The sequence below is a fragment of the Nodosilinea sp. LEGE 07088 genome (assembly GCF_015207395.1).
GTDB lineage: Bacteria > Cyanobacteriota > Cyanobacteriia > Phormidesmidales > Phormidesmidaceae > Nodosilinea.
The window spans coordinates 71,042-87,482 of sequence record NZ_JADEWX010000002.1 but is presented as its reverse complement, the minus strand read 5'-3'; the positions used below and the strand labels follow the sequence as shown (position 1 = coordinate 87,482).

At 55.1% G+C, this 16,441-nt stretch carries 17 protein-coding genes; 8 read left to right on the top strand and 9 right to left on the bottom strand.

Annotation, left to right across the window (positions count from 1 at the left end; genetic code table 11):
• Positions 1 to 23 precede the first annotated feature (23 nt).
• The 4 genes from IQ254_RS01175 to fabG all read left to right on the top strand — a co-directional run bounded on the left by IQ254_RS01175 (position 24) and on the right by fabG (position 3,384).
• The gene (locus IQ254_RS01175; RefSeq protein WP_193963463.1) at positions 24 to 674 is read left to right on the top strand and encodes a prepilin-type N-terminal cleavage/methylation domain-containing protein; all 651 of its coding nucleotides are present in this window, start codon (positions 24 to 26) and stop codon (positions 672 to 674) included.
• Between the two features lie 39 nt (positions 675 to 713).
• On the top strand, positions 714 to 1,709 hold the full coding sequence (locus IQ254_RS01170) for a prepilin-type N-terminal cleavage/methylation domain-containing protein (RefSeq protein ID WP_193963462.1): 996 nt from the start codon (positions 714 to 716) through the stop codon (positions 1,707 to 1,709).
• Between the two features lie 57 nt (positions 1,710 to 1,766).
• Positions 1,767 to 2,309: a Tfp pilus assembly protein FimT/FimU gene (locus tag IQ254_RS01165; protein WP_193963460.1), complete on the top strand. Its 543-nt coding sequence runs from the start codon at positions 1,767 to 1,769 to the stop codon at positions 2,307 to 2,309.
• Positions 2,310 to 2,625: 316 nt separating this feature from the next.
• Entirely contained in the window at positions 2,626 to 3,384 is a 759-nt protein-coding gene (gene fabG, locus IQ254_RS01160) for a 3-oxoacyl-[acyl-carrier-protein] reductase (RefSeq protein WP_193963458.1), read from the top strand.
• Here the strand turns inward: fabG and IQ254_RS01155 are convergent.
• Complete coding sequence (locus IQ254_RS01155) at positions 3,381 to 3,962, bottom strand: DUF3611 family protein (RefSeq protein ID WP_193963456.1); 582 nt, start codon at positions 3,960 to 3,962, stop codon at positions 3,381 to 3,383. The two genes, fabG and IQ254_RS01155, sit on opposite strands and share 4 nt — an antisense overlap.
• 71 nt (positions 3,963 to 4,033) lie before the next feature.
• Between IQ254_RS01155 and IQ254_RS01150 the strand changes: the two genes are divergently transcribed.
• Positions 4,034 to 5,443, top strand: coding sequence for a TldD/PmbA family protein (locus IQ254_RS01150; RefSeq protein WP_193963454.1), 1,410 nt, complete (start codon positions 4,034 to 4,036; stop codon positions 5,441 to 5,443).
• Positions 5,444 to 5,473: 30 nt separating this feature from the next.
• On the opposite strand, the gene pdxH is transcribed toward IQ254_RS01150, so the two are convergent.
• The 5 genes from pdxH to IQ254_RS01125 form a co-directional block, all read right to left on the bottom strand.
• Positions 5,474 to 6,109 carry a pyridoxamine 5'-phosphate oxidase gene (gene pdxH, locus IQ254_RS01145; protein ID WP_193963452.1) on the bottom strand — a complete coding sequence of 212 codons (636 nt, stop codon included), beginning with the start codon at positions 6,107 to 6,109 and terminating at the stop codon, positions 5,474 to 5,476.
• Positions 6,110 to 6,123: 14 nt separating this feature from the next.
• Complete coding sequence (locus IQ254_RS01140) at positions 6,124 to 7,044, bottom strand: TIGR01777 family oxidoreductase (RefSeq protein ID WP_193963450.1); 921 nt, start codon at positions 7,042 to 7,044, stop codon at positions 6,124 to 6,126.
• 164 nt (positions 7,045 to 7,208) lie between these two features.
• On the bottom strand, positions 7,209 to 7,892 hold the full coding sequence (locus IQ254_RS01135) for a zinc metallopeptidase (RefSeq protein ID WP_193963448.1): 684 nt from the start codon (positions 7,890 to 7,892) through the stop codon (positions 7,209 to 7,211).
• Between the two features lie 265 nt (positions 7,893 to 8,157).
• Positions 8,158 to 8,937, bottom strand: a complete 780-nt coding sequence (locus IQ254_RS01130; protein ID WP_193963446.1) for an RDD family protein — start codon at positions 8,935 to 8,937, stop codon at positions 8,158 to 8,160.
• Between the two features lie 130 nt (positions 8,938 to 9,067).
• The gene (locus IQ254_RS01125; RefSeq protein ID WP_193963444.1) at positions 9,068 to 10,060 is read right to left on the bottom strand and encodes a hypothetical protein; all 993 of its coding nucleotides are present in this window, start codon (positions 10,058 to 10,060) and stop codon (positions 9,068 to 9,070) included.
• A 107-nt stretch (positions 10,061 to 10,167) separates the two neighbouring features.
• On the opposite strand from IQ254_RS01125, the gene IQ254_RS01120 reads away from it, so the two are divergent.
• From IQ254_RS01120 to rpsU, 3 genes are all read left to right on the top strand, one after another.
• Positions 10,168 to 11,166 carry a stage II sporulation protein M gene (locus IQ254_RS01120; protein ID WP_193963442.1) on the top strand — a complete coding sequence of 333 codons (999 nt, stop codon included), beginning with the start codon at positions 10,168 to 10,170 and terminating at the stop codon, positions 11,164 to 11,166.
• 120 nt (positions 11,167 to 11,286) lie between these two features.
• Positions 11,287 to 12,549 carry a metallophosphoesterase gene (locus IQ254_RS01115; RefSeq protein ID WP_193963440.1) on the top strand — a complete coding sequence of 421 codons (1,263 nt, stop codon included), beginning with the start codon at positions 11,287 to 11,289 and terminating at the stop codon, positions 12,547 to 12,549.
• 237 nt (positions 12,550 to 12,786) lie between these two features.
• A complete protein-coding gene (rpsU, locus tag IQ254_RS01110) occupies positions 12,787 to 12,963 on the top strand; it encodes a 30S ribosomal protein S21 (RefSeq protein ID WP_035985692.1) in 177 nt (58 codons plus the stop codon).
• Positions 12,964 to 13,049: 86 nt separating this feature from the next.
• Here rpsU and IQ254_RS01105 read toward each other — a convergent pair whose 3' ends face one another.
• The 3 genes from IQ254_RS01105 to IQ254_RS01095 all read right to left on the bottom strand — a co-directional run bounded on the left by IQ254_RS01105 (position 13,050) and on the right by IQ254_RS01095 (position 16,321).
• The gene (locus IQ254_RS01105) at positions 13,050 to 15,119 is read right to left on the bottom strand and encodes a hypothetical protein (RefSeq protein ID WP_193963438.1); all 2,070 of its coding nucleotides are present in this window, start codon (positions 15,117 to 15,119) and stop codon (positions 13,050 to 13,052) included.
• Between the two features lie 138 nt (positions 15,120 to 15,257).
• On the bottom strand, positions 15,258 to 15,428 hold the full coding sequence (locus IQ254_RS01100) for a photosystem II assembly protein Psb34 (protein WP_193963436.1): 171 nt from the start codon (positions 15,426 to 15,428) through the stop codon (positions 15,258 to 15,260).
• 104 nt (positions 15,429 to 15,532) lie between these two features.
• Positions 15,533 to 16,321: an MBL fold metallo-hydrolase gene (locus IQ254_RS01095; protein WP_193963434.1), complete on the bottom strand. Its 789-nt coding sequence runs from the start codon at positions 16,319 to 16,321 to the stop codon at positions 15,533 to 15,535.
• Positions 16,322 to 16,441 lie beyond the last annotated feature (120 nt).

Here is a 16,441-nt window from a genome sequence, read left to right as displayed (position 1 = left end):
AAAGTTGCCTTGGCAAGGCTTGGTTGGTTAGACGCCCACACCAAGCACAGCAGGGCCTAACTCTAATTGAATGCCTGGTGGCGATTATGGTGGCGGGTTTGGTGGGTAGCGCCATTGCCCCAGCCCTGGTGATCTCGGTGGCGACTCGGGTACAGAGCCAAAAGGCCGAGCAAGCCCTAGAGTTGGCCCAAACCGAAATTGACTCTGTGCGGCTGTTGATGGAGCGATCAGAGGCTAACAACACCACTCTGCCACCGTCGGCTCCGTTTGCTGGGGCCTACAGCACAGATGATGCTGTCGCTCTGGCGGCTGGCCCCACTGCTGGAGCGCCGGTAGCAACACCGACGACGGCCACTCAAACCCGTCAGGTTGATCTCAATGGTCACCAGTTTGCTGTGCAAACCTATCGCACCCCTGGAGAGATGGTGGGTAGTGTGCCTCTGACCTTTAACCTGGGTGTGCGGGTGTATGACCTGGATGCGGCTTTAAACGGTGCCGGCAGTTTGCCCCAAGACACTGCTGCCCTAGGTCTGACCAGCAGTGTGGGGCAGCGGGCCGACCGCCCCCTGGTTGCCCTTTACACCAGCATGACAGCGGGTGAGAGCGGCAATTCGCTATGTGCATACATTCGTTATCTAGATGGCGCAGCTCCTGTGCCCGTTGGCTGTAACTAACTCTGAAATCTTCACCTAGTGTTTGGGGGGTAAAACCGAATGGTTAAAAGAGCGGCTCTAAGCCGATATATAACTGGGCTGCTGCAAACAACGTACCCCAACCGACGTGGGTTTACCCTGATCGAGCTATTGGTGGCGATCGTCGTCGGGTCGGTTGTTGTTGGTACCTTGCTTTTTCTTGTGGTTGAGCTGCTGCAAATCAATCGGCGCGAAGAAGTGCTAACCCAAACCCAGCAAGATATGCGTCGCGCGATCGACTACATTACTCGCGATGCCGGCGAAGCCATCTACATCTACTCAACCCCTGATGCTGTTGTTGATGAGGGGGCAGGCACTACCTTACTCGGCCAACTCGATGATTTTCCTCGGGCTGGTGAGGTGCCAGTGCTGGCTTTTTGGCGGCTCGACTCCCTTGACCCCAATAATGCCAACGTACAAACATTTTTTAATAACGCCTGCTCTACCACCTTTTCTGGAGTTAAGGAGAATGAGTGCGAGACCCTCAAAATTCGCCAGGGCTATTACACGCTGGTAGTCTATGCCCAGCAGCAAAATACCGGCAATGATATTTGGGGCGGTAAATCTAGAATCATTCGCTATGAGTTACCTAAGTATGCGTCTAGCGGCCTTCCTAGCCTGACTATTACCCCTGGCTACGCCGAGCCAACGGGTGCAACCAATGACTTCCAAAACTGGATTAAGGGTGCTGGAACTACGCCACGGAATGTATCAGTATTGACCGATTATCTCGACGATCCTGAAGCTGGTCAAACCGCTACTTGTCCGACAGGATATTTGGCGACCCCAGCCAACTCAAACAATTTTTACGCCTGTGTACTAGAGGGCACAACAGCCGCCAACCCTGATGATGCCGACCTTTCTGTAGGTAGCAATCAGACCTTGATTGTGTTTCTCAGGGGCAATGCGGATATGGAAAATTCTCCTATCGGTTCATTTTCTGACGCAGGGAAGCTGCCCACACTCAGGTCTGAAGTGCTGATTCGCGGAGTGTTAGACAAGCAGCCAGGCCTGTAGACGATACGGTGCATCTAAATCGAGTTGAGTTGAGTGAGTTTATTTTTGGTGCCTGCAATGAAATACCGTTACACACCGACTAAACAGCCAGAGGCTGGGTTTACCCTGATCGAGCTGTTGGTAGTGGTGGTACTGGCTAGCGTATTGGCGGCGATCGCGGCACCAAGCTGGCTAGCGTTTGCCAACCGTCAACGGTCAAATTCAGTACGCAGCGATCTGGTACAGGTACTGCGCAATGCCCAACAAGACGCGATTCAACTGCGCCAGACCCGCACCGTAGAAATTGACGAAGTGGCTCCATCCCCTACGGTACGGGTCAATGGTCGTGAGCAAACCCTGGGCAGCGGCGGCAACAATTCTGGTCAGGTCGCTCTAGAGGCCTACGGGTTCAATGCGGACGATACCCAAAATGCGGCCATTAACTCTATTGCCTTTGATTACCGAGGGTTGCCCGTCGGTACTGATACACTGCCTTTCGTGGTAGCTATTAGCTCAGGGCAATCGACGGCTCAGCAATGCGTGATGGTGGCTAACCTGTTGGGTGCTATCAAGCTGGCCAGCAATGCCGATTGCGATAATCCAGTGGTCAGCGTTAACTAGTACTCCACGGCGCAAGTTTAGATACTATTCCTTAGGGCTAGGGAGCAGGGGAGCTAGGGAGCCAAGCGATCCGGAACGGTGGACATATTTCAGCCTTCGAGTACTAGGGTCTGTTTTGAAACCTCCTGGAAACCTGGGTTTCTCGGACGAGAGAATGAGGCTTTGACTGGCTTTGAAAACACGCCTCAGTCCGGTGGCTCTAAGAGTTTGCCTGGATCACGTGGTTGATATTTTGTATTAGCCTCTAGGTCTCTCCCCCTTGTCACCCGTTTCGTGATAAAACCATTGGGCGTATTTTGCTGAGCGAGGTGACCCCATGAGCCCATTATCCCCATCCTTGGACGGTCAGGTGGCGCTAGTAACGGGGGCCTCGCGAGGTATTGGTCGAGCTATTGCGATCGCCTTGGCCGCTGCCGGAGCCCAGGTCGTCGTCAACTATGCTCGCTCTAGCACCGCTGCCGATGAGGTCGTGGCTACTATCACCCAGGCGGGCGGTACTGCGATCGCCATGCAGGCCGATGTCTCTCAAGCTGACCAGGTAGATGGCTTAATTAGCAATACCATCGAGAAGTTTAGTCGGGTCGATATTTTGGTTAACAATGCGGGCATTACCCGCGATACCCTACTGCTGCGGATGAAGCCTGAAGACTGGCAGGCTGTGATTGATCTGAATCTAACCGGGGTATTTTTGTGCACTCGGGCGGTGGCCAAGCTAATGCTTAAGCAGCGATCGGGTCGCGTTATCAACATCGCCTCGGTAGCTGGGCAGATGGGTAACCCTGGTCAGGCCAATTACAGCGCCGCCAAGGCTGGCGTAATTGGTTTCACCAAAACCATTGCCAAAGAGATGGCCAGCCGGGGCGTCACCGTTAATGCGGTGGCTCCGGGCTTCATCGAAACGGATATGACTGGCGAACTGCCCAATACCGCAGACATTCTCAAGTTCATCCCCTTGGGACGGTTTGGCCAACCGGAGGATATCGCTGGCATGGTACGTTTTTTGGCGGCAGATCCAGCCGCAGCTTATATTACAGGGCAGGTATTCAACGTCGATGGCGGCATGGTTATGGCCTAGGCTCGATTGACCGTGCGCAACAGCCACAGGGTAGAAGCCAGCGACACAAAGTGGGCCAGCAGTGTGTTGGTGTTGGCCTGCACCACAAAAATATCAAAGGCCTCGACATACTGGTTGATGTTGCCGGGCACAAATACAGACCCACCCTGGGGTTGAGCTAGGGCTTTTGCCAATAGCGACCCAATCAGCGCTTGGCCACCAAACAATGTAATCAACATGCCAATCATGCTAATCACCGTGCCCAGGCGCAAGGCCTGAATAGCATCTTTGGGGCTGGGTCGCTTGGCACTATCGCGGCTGCGCAACCGCCGCCCCAGTTGGGCATAGCGAAAGGCCCAGAAGGCACTGAGATAAACGGCAATCAGACCCAGGGCCGCGAACAGGAGCCCCACTCCAGCACCAGGGCTGCCTCCCGCCCCCGCCCGGGCGCTCAGGTTGACGATCGCAAATAGCAGCACCAGGCTAGAGATAACCGCCAGCACGATTTGAACCCAAAAGCTCAGCCAGCCCACTACGCGAAATGAGCCTGAAATGCGCCGCACAGCAGGAGGAATCGTGTAATCAAAGTCAGAAGTCATACCTGTGATTTTAGACTAAGGGCGGGGGCTTCTGAATGCTACATTTGGGAAAACGGGCGGGAGGTAAGGAAATGGCCGATGCGATTGACCAAGCTAAGACCCGGATACAGGAATTGTGCGATCGCTGGCGGCCAAAAGTAGACTACCTGGCCATTCGCCTAGAGCAGTCAGAAGGTACCGATATTTTTTTGCGTGGCGGTCGAGCGGAAACCCTCAGCGAGGCGATCGCCATTGGCGGCCATGTACGAGCTTGCTATCGCGGCGGCTGGGGGTTTGCCAGCTTCAATGATTTAGAAAGCTTGCTCCCCAGTGTAGAAGCTGCCGTGGCTGCCGCCCGCCTGGTCGGTGACGATGAAACTCTCCTGGCTCCGGTAGAAGCCGTGCAGATCACTCGGCAATTGCCCCTGGTGGGCACCGATCCGCGCCACGTTTCTCTGGCCCGCAAAAAGGCCTTGTGCAGCCACTATGCCGACATCCTTCAGAGCGTAGATAGTCGCATCGCAACCACTTCTATTGGCTATACCGACGTTGCTCAACGGGTGTTGCTGGCCACCTCCGAGGGCACCCTCGTTGACCAAGCCTGGTCAGATATGGAGATGCGATTTGCCGCCACCGCCCGGAACGGTGACACCGTGCAGACCGGGCGTGAAACCACAGGCTCTCGCAAAGCTTACGAAGATCTGGAAAACTTGGATGCCCAAGTCATGGGAGCAGCGCAACGGGCGGTATCTGCCCTCGATCTACCCTCGGTGCGGGGGGCCACCTATGAAGTGGTGATCGACCCAATTCTCACTGGGTTGTTTGTGCATGAGGCCTTCGGCCATCTGTCGGAGGCCGATATGGCCTACGAAAACCCTGACTTGCTTGAATCTATGAGCATGGGCCGACGCTTTGGCCCCGACAACCTGCAAATTTTTGATGGCGCGGCTCCCCAGGGGCATCGAGGCAGCTACTTCTACGACGACGAAGGCACTCCAGCCACGACCACCCAGCTCATTCGCGATGGGGTCTTGGTAGGGCGGCTGCATTCTCGTGAAACCGCGGGCAAACTGGGCGAACAACCCACGGGCAATGCCCGCTGCCTCAACTACCACTATTCGCCGCTAGTGCGCATGACCAACACCTGGATCGAGCGGGGTACGACCCCTGTAGACGACCTGTTTGCCGATATCCAGGAAGGGGTTTACGCTCGCAACTGGCTTGAAGGGATGACCAACGGCGAAATGTTTACCTTTACAGCCGGTGAGGCCTGGATGATTCGCAACGGTAGGTTAGCAGAACCGGTGCGCGATGTGACGCTGTCGGGCAATGTATTCCGAACCCTGGCCGACATTGTGGCCCTGGGCGACGACTTCTACTGGGATGAATCGGGAGGCTGTGGTAAGGGCGGGCAGAATGGCTTGCCGGTGGGCTGTGGTGGCCCAAGTTTGCGCATCCGCAACGTAGTGGTGGGGGGCGAGACTGAAGGCTGGGATGAATAGCTCCGAGAGATGAGGTTTTAGGCGGTTGGTCTAGGGTGACAGTCGAGCGATCGCCCAGTTCCCTCCCTCTAGACTGTAGAGAAAACGATCGTGAAGGCGGCTGGGTCGCCCCTGCCAAAATTCAAAGCTGATAGGTTTGACCCGGTAGCCCCCCCAAAAGTCGGGTAGGGGCACTGATCGGTTGAGAAATTTTTCCTTCATTTTCTCAAACTGCATTTCGAGCAACTGCCGTGAGGAGATAATGCTGCTCTGCTGTGACACCCAGGCCCCCAGCTGACTACCCCGAGGACGAGAGGCAAAATAGCGCAGTGACTCGGCAGACGAAATTTTGCTGGCGGTACCTGCGATCGCCAGCTGTCGCTCCAGCGTATACCACGGAAATAGCAGTGACACCTGAGCATTTTCGGCTATATGCTGAGCCTTACGGCTGCCGTAGTTAGTAAAAAATACGAAGCCCTCCAAGTCAAAATACTTGAGCAGTACTGTGCGCTGGTAGGGCATACCCTCTGGGGAAACTGTAGATAGCACCAATGCGTTGGGCTCTAGTAGTTCAGCCTCCCGGGCCTGCTGAAACCACAGTTCAAACTGCCCAAAGGGGTCAGGGTTAAGGTCGGCTTGGTCTAACCCCCGCTGACTATAGTCGCGCCGCAGTTCACCAATATCCATTGCGTGGTTCAGGCCTAAACGATTTCTTCTAAGGCATTTTTAACCAGCGTGTACTGGTAGGTAAACCCACTACCCTCAGTGCGCTTCGGCAAAACCTGTTGCCCTTCTAGCACGACCTGGGCCCCGTCCCCCAAAATGGTCTCTAGAACAAAATCGGGAACTGGTAGCCAGCTAGGACGATTTAGCACCTTGCCCAGGATCTTGCAAAACTCGCCCATGCGTACCGGATTAGGGGCTGTCCCGTTATAAATTCCATCCATACTAGAGTCTTGGAGCGCCTGCATAATTAGGCTCACCAAATCATCGCGATGAATCCATGAGAACCACTGGCGACCGCTGCCGATGGGGCCACCGGCAAACATCCGAAAGGGGGTCAGCATTTTTGCCACGGCTCCACCCATGCCCAATACGATACCAAAGCGCAAAATCACTAGGCGTGTGCCGTAGCTTTTGACCGGCTGGGCCGCCGCTTCCCAAGCCTGACAAACTCGGGAGAGAAAATCATCTTCGATCGGTGTACTGGTTTCATCGAAGATAGCCGTTTCACTGGTGCCGTAATAGCCAATTGCCGAAGCATTAATCCAGACCTGGGGCTTGGGGGTAGCCTTAGCCAGCGCCTCCACGAGTTTTTCGGTACCGATCTTGCGGCTGTCCATAATGGCCTGCTTATGCTCGTCGCTCCAGCGCTCCGAAATCGGTGCCCCAGCTAAATTGACGACTCCATCGCAGCCCGAGAGCACATCGGTTTGCCAGTCTCCTGACTCCAGGGGGCTGTAGCCTACTAGCTCCACATGAGGAAATGCCGTGTCAGGGAAAACTCGACGGCCATGATCGATACTACGAGTCAGCACCACAACACTGTGGCCCTCGCTCTGTAACCGTTCTACCAGTCGGCTACCGACAAACCCCGTAGCTCCGGTAATTGCAATTTTCATGGGCACCTGATCCTGGAGAGAAAGCCTCAGCAATATGCAGGGCTTGGTCTAGGATAAACCATCTCGATAGGCCCCTTGACGACTGATTGGCTATAGAAAAAGTCTTGGGACAATCTAAGCCCCCAGACCATGAGCATCGGCTCAGCAGTCTCACCTGACCAAATCTATCGTCGCCGGTTGATCAAGATGATGTAATACAGCAGGTTAAGGAAGGCCGTAAATGCTGTGGCCACATAGGTGAGGGCAGCAGCACTCAACACCGCTCGCGCCCCTTTGTGTTCTTCGCCTTGTAAGATACCGAGTTCGTCTACTAAGCGCAGGGCTCGGCGAGATGCGTCAAACTCTACGGGTAGAGTCACGACGTGAAACAGCAGCACTGAGGCAAAGAAAACGACCCCAAGCCAGGCCAGGTTGAGAAAATTGAAAATCAGCCCCGCCATAATTAGCATAGGGCCGAGGCGAGAACCCAGGTTAACTACGGGAACTAAAGCTGCCCGTAAATTCATCAACTTATAACCCTCGACATCTTGCAGCACATGGCCACATTCATGGGCTGCCACTGCTGCCGCTGATAGCGACCCAGAGCCATAGATACCCTGGGAAAGACGCACAGCTTTGGCACTAGGGTCGTAGTGGTCGGTAAGTTCACCAGCGACGGGCTCAACTTTAACGTTGCGTACGCCCTTTTTTGCCAGAATAGTTTGGGCCACTTGGGCACCCGTCATGCCCATGGTGGACTGTATCTTAGAGTATTTGCGATAGGTGCCTTTCACTTTGTTCTGTGCCCAAAAGGTCAGCACAGCGGTTGGGATAGCAACCAGCAGTATGTAGATAGGGTCGAAGAACATAGCCTGGGCTGGGAATAAGGTGAATTACAGAACCGTTTTGTGAATCATAGCAGCCTGGTTATCAGGACTCTCTAAGCTTTAGGTGGTTCTAAGAATTGGGAGCTGTCAAGGTAAAAGGGGGCAATGACAAAAGCACAAAAGCAGGTTTGTGGTTGGTCGTGGAACAAGGGTTCCCCATTGTGAACTCGAACAAAACGTCTTTCACCTCAGCGTGCCCAGGCAAGATGTGGTGTCTCTGAAGAGAAAATAGACCGATGGAGGGAGGCTAGCTGGTTTGCTGATAGGCCCAATAGAGGGCTTCTAAAAAAGTATCGGTAGTCATTTCTGTCGGGAGGGTTTCTAAATCCAGTTGTGCTTTCAAGCGGCGAGCGAGCTGGTCGCTGACTAGACCTTTGGCCTTAAGATTCATGGCCGAGCGCCGCTGCAAAAACTCACGAATCGTGGCGCAGTCATCGGGGGAGAGTCGGGCAATATCAACTAAAGCCAGTAGGTCTTTACCAATGACCTGGGCCCGCTCGGTTACCTGAATCTTGCCAGCGGCGACGGAGTCAGTACGCACCACTAGCGTACCGGCCAACCAGTCACCCACCCGCTTTTCGGTTTTGCTCAGCAGGATGCAAAAAAAGCCGATGAAGAGAATATCGTCGATGGGGCGCAGCAGCGATCGCAGGGTGGCCTGGGGGAGTCGTTCGGGCTGGCCGTCGTCGCGAATAACGCGAACTTTGGCGTAGCGCTTGCCGGGGGTTTGACCATACCACCAGGTTTCAAACAGAGCAAAGTAGCCGATATAAAGGGCAAAGGCTAGCACCGCTGCGATCGCCGTTATCCAGAGCTGGACTGTTTCGCTAGGTATCGACAGCACTGTTTCTAGCCCCATCAGGCGTACCAACAGAAAACTGTACACAATCGCCAGCCCCATCAACCCCGCCCCGAGCCCAAGATAGTCGAGGATAAGGGCTACTGCACGACTACCTACCCCCGCCAGCACAAACTCTAGCTCAACGCTCTCAGGGGTACGAATGGTAACGGTGTTAAAGAGAGCCATGGGGAAAGCGGGCGTATAATGAAGGTGACGAGGTAAAAGGCCATGGGACTTAGGATGACGTGAACGCTCCGTCGCCCGGCACCACTGATCACATTTTAGTTTTGACTATCTGAAGCTTGACTATCTGAAGCTATAGATCTAAATCGGCTGCGGGCATGCCTTCGTCGCCTTGGCGCAGGGCCAGATCCAGGCCCTCTCGGCGGCTGCGCAAATCGTAGTAGAGTACACCTTTAACCGCCTGCCACAAAGGTAGTACCACCATACTGCCGAACAGACTCAAAATTAAACTTAGCAGGGCTGTGATGCTATAGAGCACCGTGTCGTCGGGCAATAGCTCGAGCATGATGCTGGGAATATAGTTGGTTACCGACAAAATCGGCAGCTGAATCAAGAAAGTGGCTAAAAATACCACCTGGATCCGCATAATTGCTGACTGGGTTAGCTCCCAACTGCGGCTCATGCTGGTGCCAGCATCCTGCTGGGACTCGATGGCTAAGACCACCTCAGCAATAAAGAGTCGTGAGGCTACCCAGATGAGCACCACCAGCAAAATACCTAGACCCAGCAGCGCGCCCAAACTAATGCCGATTACGGCCCCCACAGAACCATTGATCAGGGCGGAGAAGATGCCCGCTGTCAAAAAACCCACGCTGCCACCACCAATCAGCGCCGCTAATACAGCGACTAGGTAAGCGGCCATATAGGCCAGCATCAGCAAAAAGCCCAAAAATAAAAACTGTCCCAGTCGAGGAGCCACCTGACGGCGGGCCTCTAGGGATGTCTCGGGCTGGTTAATCAGTTCGCGAAAGGAGAGCCGCCCGATGGCGCTGGAGAGCGCGTAGTACTTAGCTGAGCCGTAGAGCAGCGGCGCAAACCCTACCAGCAAGCCGAGTAAGCCCCCAACGATCGCGCCCACATCGCCCCCGATGGCCAGACCAATGACCACTAAAATCGCGATCGCGATCGCCATGCCAACCACGCCCGCTAACAGCCACAGGGTAGCCAATACGGCCAGCTGAAAGTAGGGCTTAAATTTGTCCTTGTAGAGTCGCAAGGCCGCACTGACTACGTCCCCGGGGTTGAGGGGGCCAAGCTGGTCACCCTGCTGTGCAGATGGGTTCATCGGCGCTGTCTCCAGGAGAAAGTACAGTGGACAAGGGCATCGTGTTTGGTCATTTCGAGGTTAGCCTACACCGCCCTTTAGAATGCCCGTTTTACCCCATTTACTTCATGAATGTTCAGCGTTGGATGGCTCGACGAGAATCTAGTTGGCGGCAGCTCGAAACCCTGCTTGCCCAGGCCGAAAAAACCGGACTCAGGTCTCTATCTGAAGGCCAGGTACGACAGATGGCCAGCCTCTATCGGTCGGTTTCAGCCGACTTGGCCAGGGCCAAAGGGCATGGTGTGAGTCAGGCAGTCATTAAAGACTTACAGGGGCTCACCAGCCGCAGCTATAGCCAGATTTATCAAGGCTCTCGTCGGCAAGAATGGCAAGCCCTGGGAGACTTTTGTCGCTATGGTTTTCCGGCGGTCGTGCAACAGAGCTGGGGCTACATTGCCGTCGCCACCGCTCTGTTTGTTATGGGTGGGCTAGTCGGCTGGTGGATCGCCTGGCAAGATCCGGCCTTTCTCACCCTGGTTCTGGGTCAAGGGTTTGTCGAAGAGGTCAAAACCAGCCAAGAACTCTGGACTGTTTCGATTATAGGCATCGAGCCCGTTGCCTCTAGCGGCATCATGATCAACAATATCGGGGTTTCCCTGCGGGCGATTTTGGGCGGAGTCACCATGTTTATGTCCCAAGGGCCTCTGATTACCCCACCCGGAGCATTTACCGTCTTTCTGCTGATGTTCAACGGGTTAATGATCGGCTGTGTGGGGGTTTTAGTGGCCCAGGCTAATTTGGCCTACGATCTATGGGCTTTTGTCTTTCCCCATGGAGCCCTTGAGTTACCCGCTATTTTTATGGCCGGTGGGGCGGGGCTACTGATAGCCCGAGGTATTTTGGTGCCTGGCCCCTACCGCCGCATCGACACCTTCAAACGCTGTGGGCTGCAAGCGGCCCAGCTCTTGTATGGCATTGTACCTATGCTAGTAATTGCCGGTCTGATTGAAGGATTTTTCTCTCCCCAGACCTGGATTCCCAATGAGTTTAAGTACATTGTTGGGACGGCTCTATTGGTTGGGCTGGTGCAATATTGCCGCACCCAGCGCCCCCAGGCAAATCCTTAGCCGCAATCACCCTCAACTTGTCTCAGCGATCGCGGGTAGCCCCTACAACCTCACTTTATTTGTGCTCAAATAGCAGGCAGATAGGGTAAGTTTATGCCTGTGGTCAGCCCTGGGTAGGTCATGGGTTTTAAGCGTTTTTTTATCGGGTTCGGTTTAGGACTTCTGCTCAGTTTGTGCCTGGCTTGCTCCCAGCAGGCTCTGCGCTCTGCGCCCAGCCCCTCCTCCTCTTCTAGTACCCTTCCTGAGAATGTTTCCGCAGCTCAAGCCAGGGAAGGAAATGCCCCCGTAGCCCCTGAGCTATCCCCTGAGGCTCAGGCTATTTTGGCCGCTATCCCGGGAGGGCTGGTTGCTCCGATACGTAAGGATGTACGGGTGGCCGTCATCAGCGATCTCAACAGCGCCTACGGATCGACCGATTACGATCCCGAGGTGGACAAGGCGATCGCTCTATTGCCGTTCTGGCAGCCTGACCTCGTGGTATGTGGTGGCGATATGGTAGCGGGGCAAAGCCCTGCCTTGACCCCTGAACAAATCAAGGCGATGTGGCAGGCCTTTGACGACCACATCGCGGCACCCCTACGCCAGCAAAATCTGCCCTTTGGCTTTACCGTTGGTAACCACGATGCCTCTAGTGCTACAGGCGTCCACAATCAGTTTTTGTTCCAGCAAGAGCGAGATCTGGCAGCTGCCTACTGGGCTGAGCCAGGGCATGACCCCGGGGTAACCTTTATTGATCGCACCGACTTTCCGTTCTATTACACTTTTGAGCAGCAGGGCATTTTCTTTATGGCCTGGGATGGCTCATCGAGCCGCATTCCGCCTGAGAAACTAGCCTGGGTCGAGCAAGCGCTAGCCAGCGACACCGCTCAACAGGCCAAAGCGCGGATCTTGCTCAGCCACTTGCCCCTCTATGCCGTGGCCGTGGGGCGCGACGAGCCTGGTGAAGTGCTCGACAACGCCGACCAGTTGCGGGCCATGTTAGAGCGCTACAACGTGCATACCTACATTAGCGGTCACCATCACGCCTACTATCCCGGCCACCGGGGCAAGCTACAGCTGCTGCACACTGGCATTTTGGGATCTGGGCCACGGCCCCTGATCGACAGTCGCCTGCAGCCTTGGAAAGTCATCACAATGGTCGATATTGCCTTTGACGACCCACAGCTCACCACTTACACCACCTACGACATTCAAACCCTGCGCACAATCGATGACGAAGAACTGCCTCGGTTTATAGCTGGACACAACGGTATGGTGCTGCGTCGTGACATCAGCTACGACGAGTTAGCCCCTGATGAAAAGTCTTTCTGTGAGCAACGTCTAGGTAAAGGACTGTGTACCGGAACCTTGCCCTTCCCAAGACCCAAAACCTATGCTGCTTAAGGTCAGCCTACTGTGTCAGGCTAATATTCTATGCTAGTCTATTAAAGACAAATGGGACATTGTCCCCGAATTTTGCTGCCAAAATATACTTCGTAGTGGCAGCTGGTAATGACGACTCTGCCTGGAACAATGGGAGGTGGCTCAGCCGTTTCAGGGCAATTTAAGATTTGGGTGGGCCTCCAGCGCCCGTAGTTTGATTTCCTAGTGCAGATCCAAGGAGTAAAGAAGCGATTTCGTATGACTCAAGTCGTTGTAGGTGAAAACGAAGGTATTGAATCGGCCCTGCGTCGCTTTAAGCGGCAGGTCTCTAAGGCAGGGATTTTTTCGGAGGTAAAGCGTCGTCGCCACTTCGAGACGCCTCAGGAAAAGCGCAAGCGCAAAGCTGTAGCTCGCCGTAAGAAGCGCTACCGCTAGATGATTCAGCCAATTGGCCACAGGCCAACAAAAAGCGGGATGTCAACTGGCATCCCGCTTTTTGTTGGTTTGATATCGGGTTGGATCTAGTCTGTCGCATTGGCTGTAACCAGAGACAGCAGAGGCCCGATCTGTTCTTGGCCACTGACTGCCAGTTCGCTGTGGCAAAGCACAACGCGATCGCTCACCCGCCCCAGTAGGTCGCGCAGGATCCGCTCAGGGCGATCCCGATGGAGCATTTCTAAATCTCCGGTCGTCCAGGGTCGCCCGGTATAGGAGGCCAAAAATAGCGGATAGCCAAACAATAGATTTTCGGTGCCCCCTAACCATCGGGGCGATCCGGCGTCGATCCAAAAGTGCCAGCGATGGCGTAGTCGCTGCAATCGATACTGATACACCGTAGCCACCGTAATCACCTGGTCTGGTTCCACGGGGTAGGGGTTAGCCGTCACGGTGCCCTGGCGCAGCAGCAAAATAAATCGTTCTAGAGAAGTTTGCAGGGATTTGGTGGCTGTGGGAGTAAGAATGGGCTCGACCTGAAGTAGGCGTTCTTCCACGGCCCAGTAGTGCTGAGCTGTTTCTAACAGCTCTCTCAAGGCCGCCAGCTGATCGGGGGGGAGATGGCTACCGCCCCACAAAAAGGTTTGAATAGCCCGATCCAACACACTAACTACCCCCAGGGTCAGCCGCTGCTGGCGCTGCTGGCGCTGGTGCTCAATCCACTGGCGCAGTTGGCCGTAGGCTGCGGTCGCTTTATGACCCAGGCGATCCCAGCGCTCAAAGCGTTCTACTGGCAGCAACTCAGGCCGATCGAGGTTGGGTTCAAAACAGTGGTCAACCAATAGTTCGGCCCGCACCGGGTCAATTTGAACGGACTCAAACCAGGGTGCTACCTCTGGAGCCTGGGGAATCTGGCTCAAGACTACGAGCATTTCGGCCACATCCTCCGTGCTGGCGAGCCGTCCTAACCCTGGGTAAACAAAGATCAGCAGCGTCAGCAAGGCGCGCACCAAGGGAGAGTGAATGACCGGGCGCTGATCGCTCAGGGAGGCCACCGGGAGCCCCCGGTTGGTCAAAATTGTCGCCAGGGTATAGCGGGCGATCGCATCCAGCCCTGGCCCAATGATGGCAATGTCTTGGGGCGCAACCTGTCTCTTTTCTACAGCTTCAGCCACACGCTCTGCTGTCTTGCGCAGCAGTTCTCCCCGCGATCCGGTTTGTAGCGTTTCAAAACAGGCTAGGGGTTGTGTTAGCGCTAAAGGATCCATCACCCACTCCACCACCTGATCGCCCCACCGATGGGCCAAAGACGCGGCGGCAGGGCTAGCCGCGTCGATCACCTGGCACTGACCTTTAAGCTGCTCTAGGGCGTTGGGGTCGGCCCCTAGCCCCATGCGCACCTGGCCGTGGCTATTCCAGGTAATGGCCACCGGGCGACCCCGATCGATAAATATCTGTAACCACTGGGCGGCGATCGCCGGGTATTCATCCAGATCATCCACAAAAACACCGTTGTAGCGGGCCAGCAGCTTTTCCTGGTACAGCGGATGGGGCAACAAATGTCGCCAGTACAGTTCGGTCATCACCCCGTAGGTCAGTAGGCCCCGATCTAGGCACCAGTCGCGCCAGTCTACCAGGGCTTTACCGATGGCCTGCCAAACCACCTCAGGGGCATATCTCGACGGTATCCCCTCCGGCAGCAGCACCGGCAGATCTTCTACCTCAATGCCCGCCGCGGCGGCCATCTGCAAAAAATCTAGCGATCGCCGCACGAATTGGGTCTCTAGCCAGCCCTCTACCGTGAGGGTGCCATCTAGCAGCTGCGGCTGCCAGTGCCTAGTCGCCAAATCTTGCTCGTTTTCGGGCCGCAGCCGCAGCGGAAACTGAGGAAAAAGACCGAGTTCCGCTACCAGCAGCGGCCAAAACAGTGTGACCTCATCCTGGATAAATCCATTTGGGGTAGTGGTGACCACTGCCACGCCGGGCACGTTATCTCCCAAGCGAGTAGCTAATCGCAAACGATTATCGCCATTAGCGGCAAATACTAGTGGACTTTGCCCCGGCGCTGCTGACGATACCGAGCCGAGCTGATGCAGCAGCCAGGATGTCTTGCCACTGCCCGTTGCACCTGCAAACCAGTGAGGTCGATCTGCCATGGCCCTCAGCGTCAAGAGATTACTTCGCCTACTCTACCCCGGTCAACCCGCGGCCGATGCTAACAATAAACCTGGGGTAGACACCCCTACCCCAGGCCAAAAAATATAAGCCACGGCATCTACTGAGCCTCGGCTCAGTTAGGAGACAGACACGGCCACGGTCATTAGCCCAGCGATGAGCGCCAGCGCCAGACCACCCAGAATAATATAGTTACGCTTCTGAGATGAAGTAGGCGGCTCAGCCTCATACATCTTGGGCTCATTGGCAAAATTATTCAGACGACCGCCCTCTTCAGTGGTGTAAGGCATAGCTAAGATTCCTTCTTAAAAGTTGACTAACCTTAAAAGAAGGTTACCTGAAGACTGCATTCATGAATAGCCCATTGAGGCCCTTGGGGATCATGTTGCAAGGGCTAACCTTGCCCCGTTATCGGCTCCGGTTGAACGAGGTCAAGGGTTAAGGTTTTACCTACTTTGGGGGCTAGAACCCGAGTTGACAAGCCCTGCTGATCGATTGCCGCCTGCAGGGCTTGAAGATCGCCCTCGACTTTGAGCAAGTTAAGCAGTAGGCCGCTGTAGGTGACCTGTCCAGCATCTGCGGTGGGTAAGAGCACCTGGGGTCGAAGCCAATTCACCAACTCTAGAGCTCCTTGCTGTCCTCGAATGACTGGCCCCACCAGAGGTAGTTTTAAATCGACGGCGGGGGTAATCACCACATCCAAGGGCCCTTCGGCTTGAAGATTGGGCTGGTGGAAGCCGTGGGGTTCGTAGAACAGCGAGAGACCTGTCTCAGCCTCCCGTAGGATATAACCATTCTCTAGAACAGTCGGGCCGATAGGCGCACCGGGCACGGCCTTAATCGTTACTCGCTGGTTGAGGGTAAACTGCTCACCGTGATCGAGCACAGTCACGTGGTGATACCCCAGATGCTTGACAACCTTGGCAGCATTGGGTGAAGCCACAACTGGAATAGAGCGATCGAGGGCGGCTAGGGTCGGGGGGTGAGCATGGTCTTCCAACCCTTGGCTGAGCAAAATCAGGTCAATATCCGTGGGCAGTGCCAGAGGTTGTGGATGCTTCCCCTTGAATAGCCAGGCCTGTTGGCCAAACACTAAATCACCTACCAACCAGGGATCAAGCAAAATTCGCTGCTGACCTACAGTCAGCAGCCATGAGTTGCTGTCTAACCAGGTAACATCCATAGACCAAACCCCCAGCTAACCATATCTAGATCCGTCAGATAATTGTAACGGATTCTTTACAGTAGCAGGGCGGCAGCGGCGATAGACTGCTTGCCTCAGGGGCCCGCTTCATTGTGCAAA

Bases quoted from the DNA above. Each gene is read 5' to 3' on its own strand.
- IQ254_RS01170 (WP_193963462.1), top strand. From the start codon at position 714: ATGGTTAAAAGAGCGGCTCTAAGCCGATATATAACTGGGCTGCTGCAA.
- IQ254_RS01165 (WP_193963460.1), top strand. From the start codon at position 1,767: ATGAAATACCGTTACACACCGACTAAACAGCCAGAGGCTGGGTTTACC.
- fabG (WP_193963458.1), top strand. From the start codon at position 2,626: ATGAGCCCATTATCCCCATCCTTGGACGGTCAGGTGGCGCTAGTAACG.
- IQ254_RS01155 (WP_193963456.1), bottom strand. From the start codon at position 3,962: ATGACTTCTGACTTTGATTACACGATTCCTCCTGCTGTGCGGCGCATT.
- IQ254_RS01150 (WP_193963454.1), top strand. From the start codon at position 4,034: ATGGCCGATGCGATTGACCAAGCTAAGACCCGGATACAGGAATTGTGC.
- pdxH (WP_193963452.1), bottom strand. From the start codon at position 6,109: ATGGATATTGGTGAACTGCGGCGCGACTATAGTCAGCGGGGGTTAGAC.
- IQ254_RS01140 (WP_193963450.1), bottom strand. From the start codon at position 7,044: ATGAAAATTGCAATTACCGGAGCTACGGGGTTTGTCGGTAGCCGACTG.
- IQ254_RS01135 (WP_193963448.1), bottom strand. From the start codon at position 7,892: ATGTTCTTCGACCCTATCTACATACTGCTGGTTGCTATCCCAACCGCT.
- IQ254_RS01130 (WP_193963446.1), bottom strand. From the start codon at position 8,937: ATGGCTCTCTTTAACACCGTTACCATTCGTACCCCTGAGAGCGTTGAG.
- IQ254_RS01125 (WP_193963444.1), bottom strand. From the start codon at position 10,060: ATGAACCCATCTGCACAGCAGGGTGACCAGCTTGGCCCCCTCAACCCC.
- IQ254_RS01120 (WP_193963442.1), top strand. From the start codon at position 10,168: ATGAATGTTCAGCGTTGGATGGCTCGACGAGAATCTAGTTGGCGGCAG.
- IQ254_RS01115 (WP_193963440.1), top strand. From the start codon at position 11,287: ATGGGTTTTAAGCGTTTTTTTATCGGGTTCGGTTTAGGACTTCTGCTC.
- rpsU (WP_035985692.1), top strand. From the start codon at position 12,787: ATGACTCAAGTCGTTGTAGGTGAAAACGAAGGTATTGAATCGGCCCTG.
- IQ254_RS01105 (WP_193963438.1), bottom strand. From the start codon at position 15,119: ATGGCAGATCGACCTCACTGGTTTGCAGGTGCAACGGGCAGTGGCAAG.
- IQ254_RS01100 (WP_193963436.1), bottom strand. From the start codon at position 15,428: ATGCCTTACACCACTGAAGAGGGCGGTCGTCTGAATAATTTTGCCAAT.
- IQ254_RS01095 (WP_193963434.1), bottom strand. From the start codon at position 16,321: ATGGATGTTACCTGGTTAGACAGCAACTCATGGCTGCTGACTGTAGGT.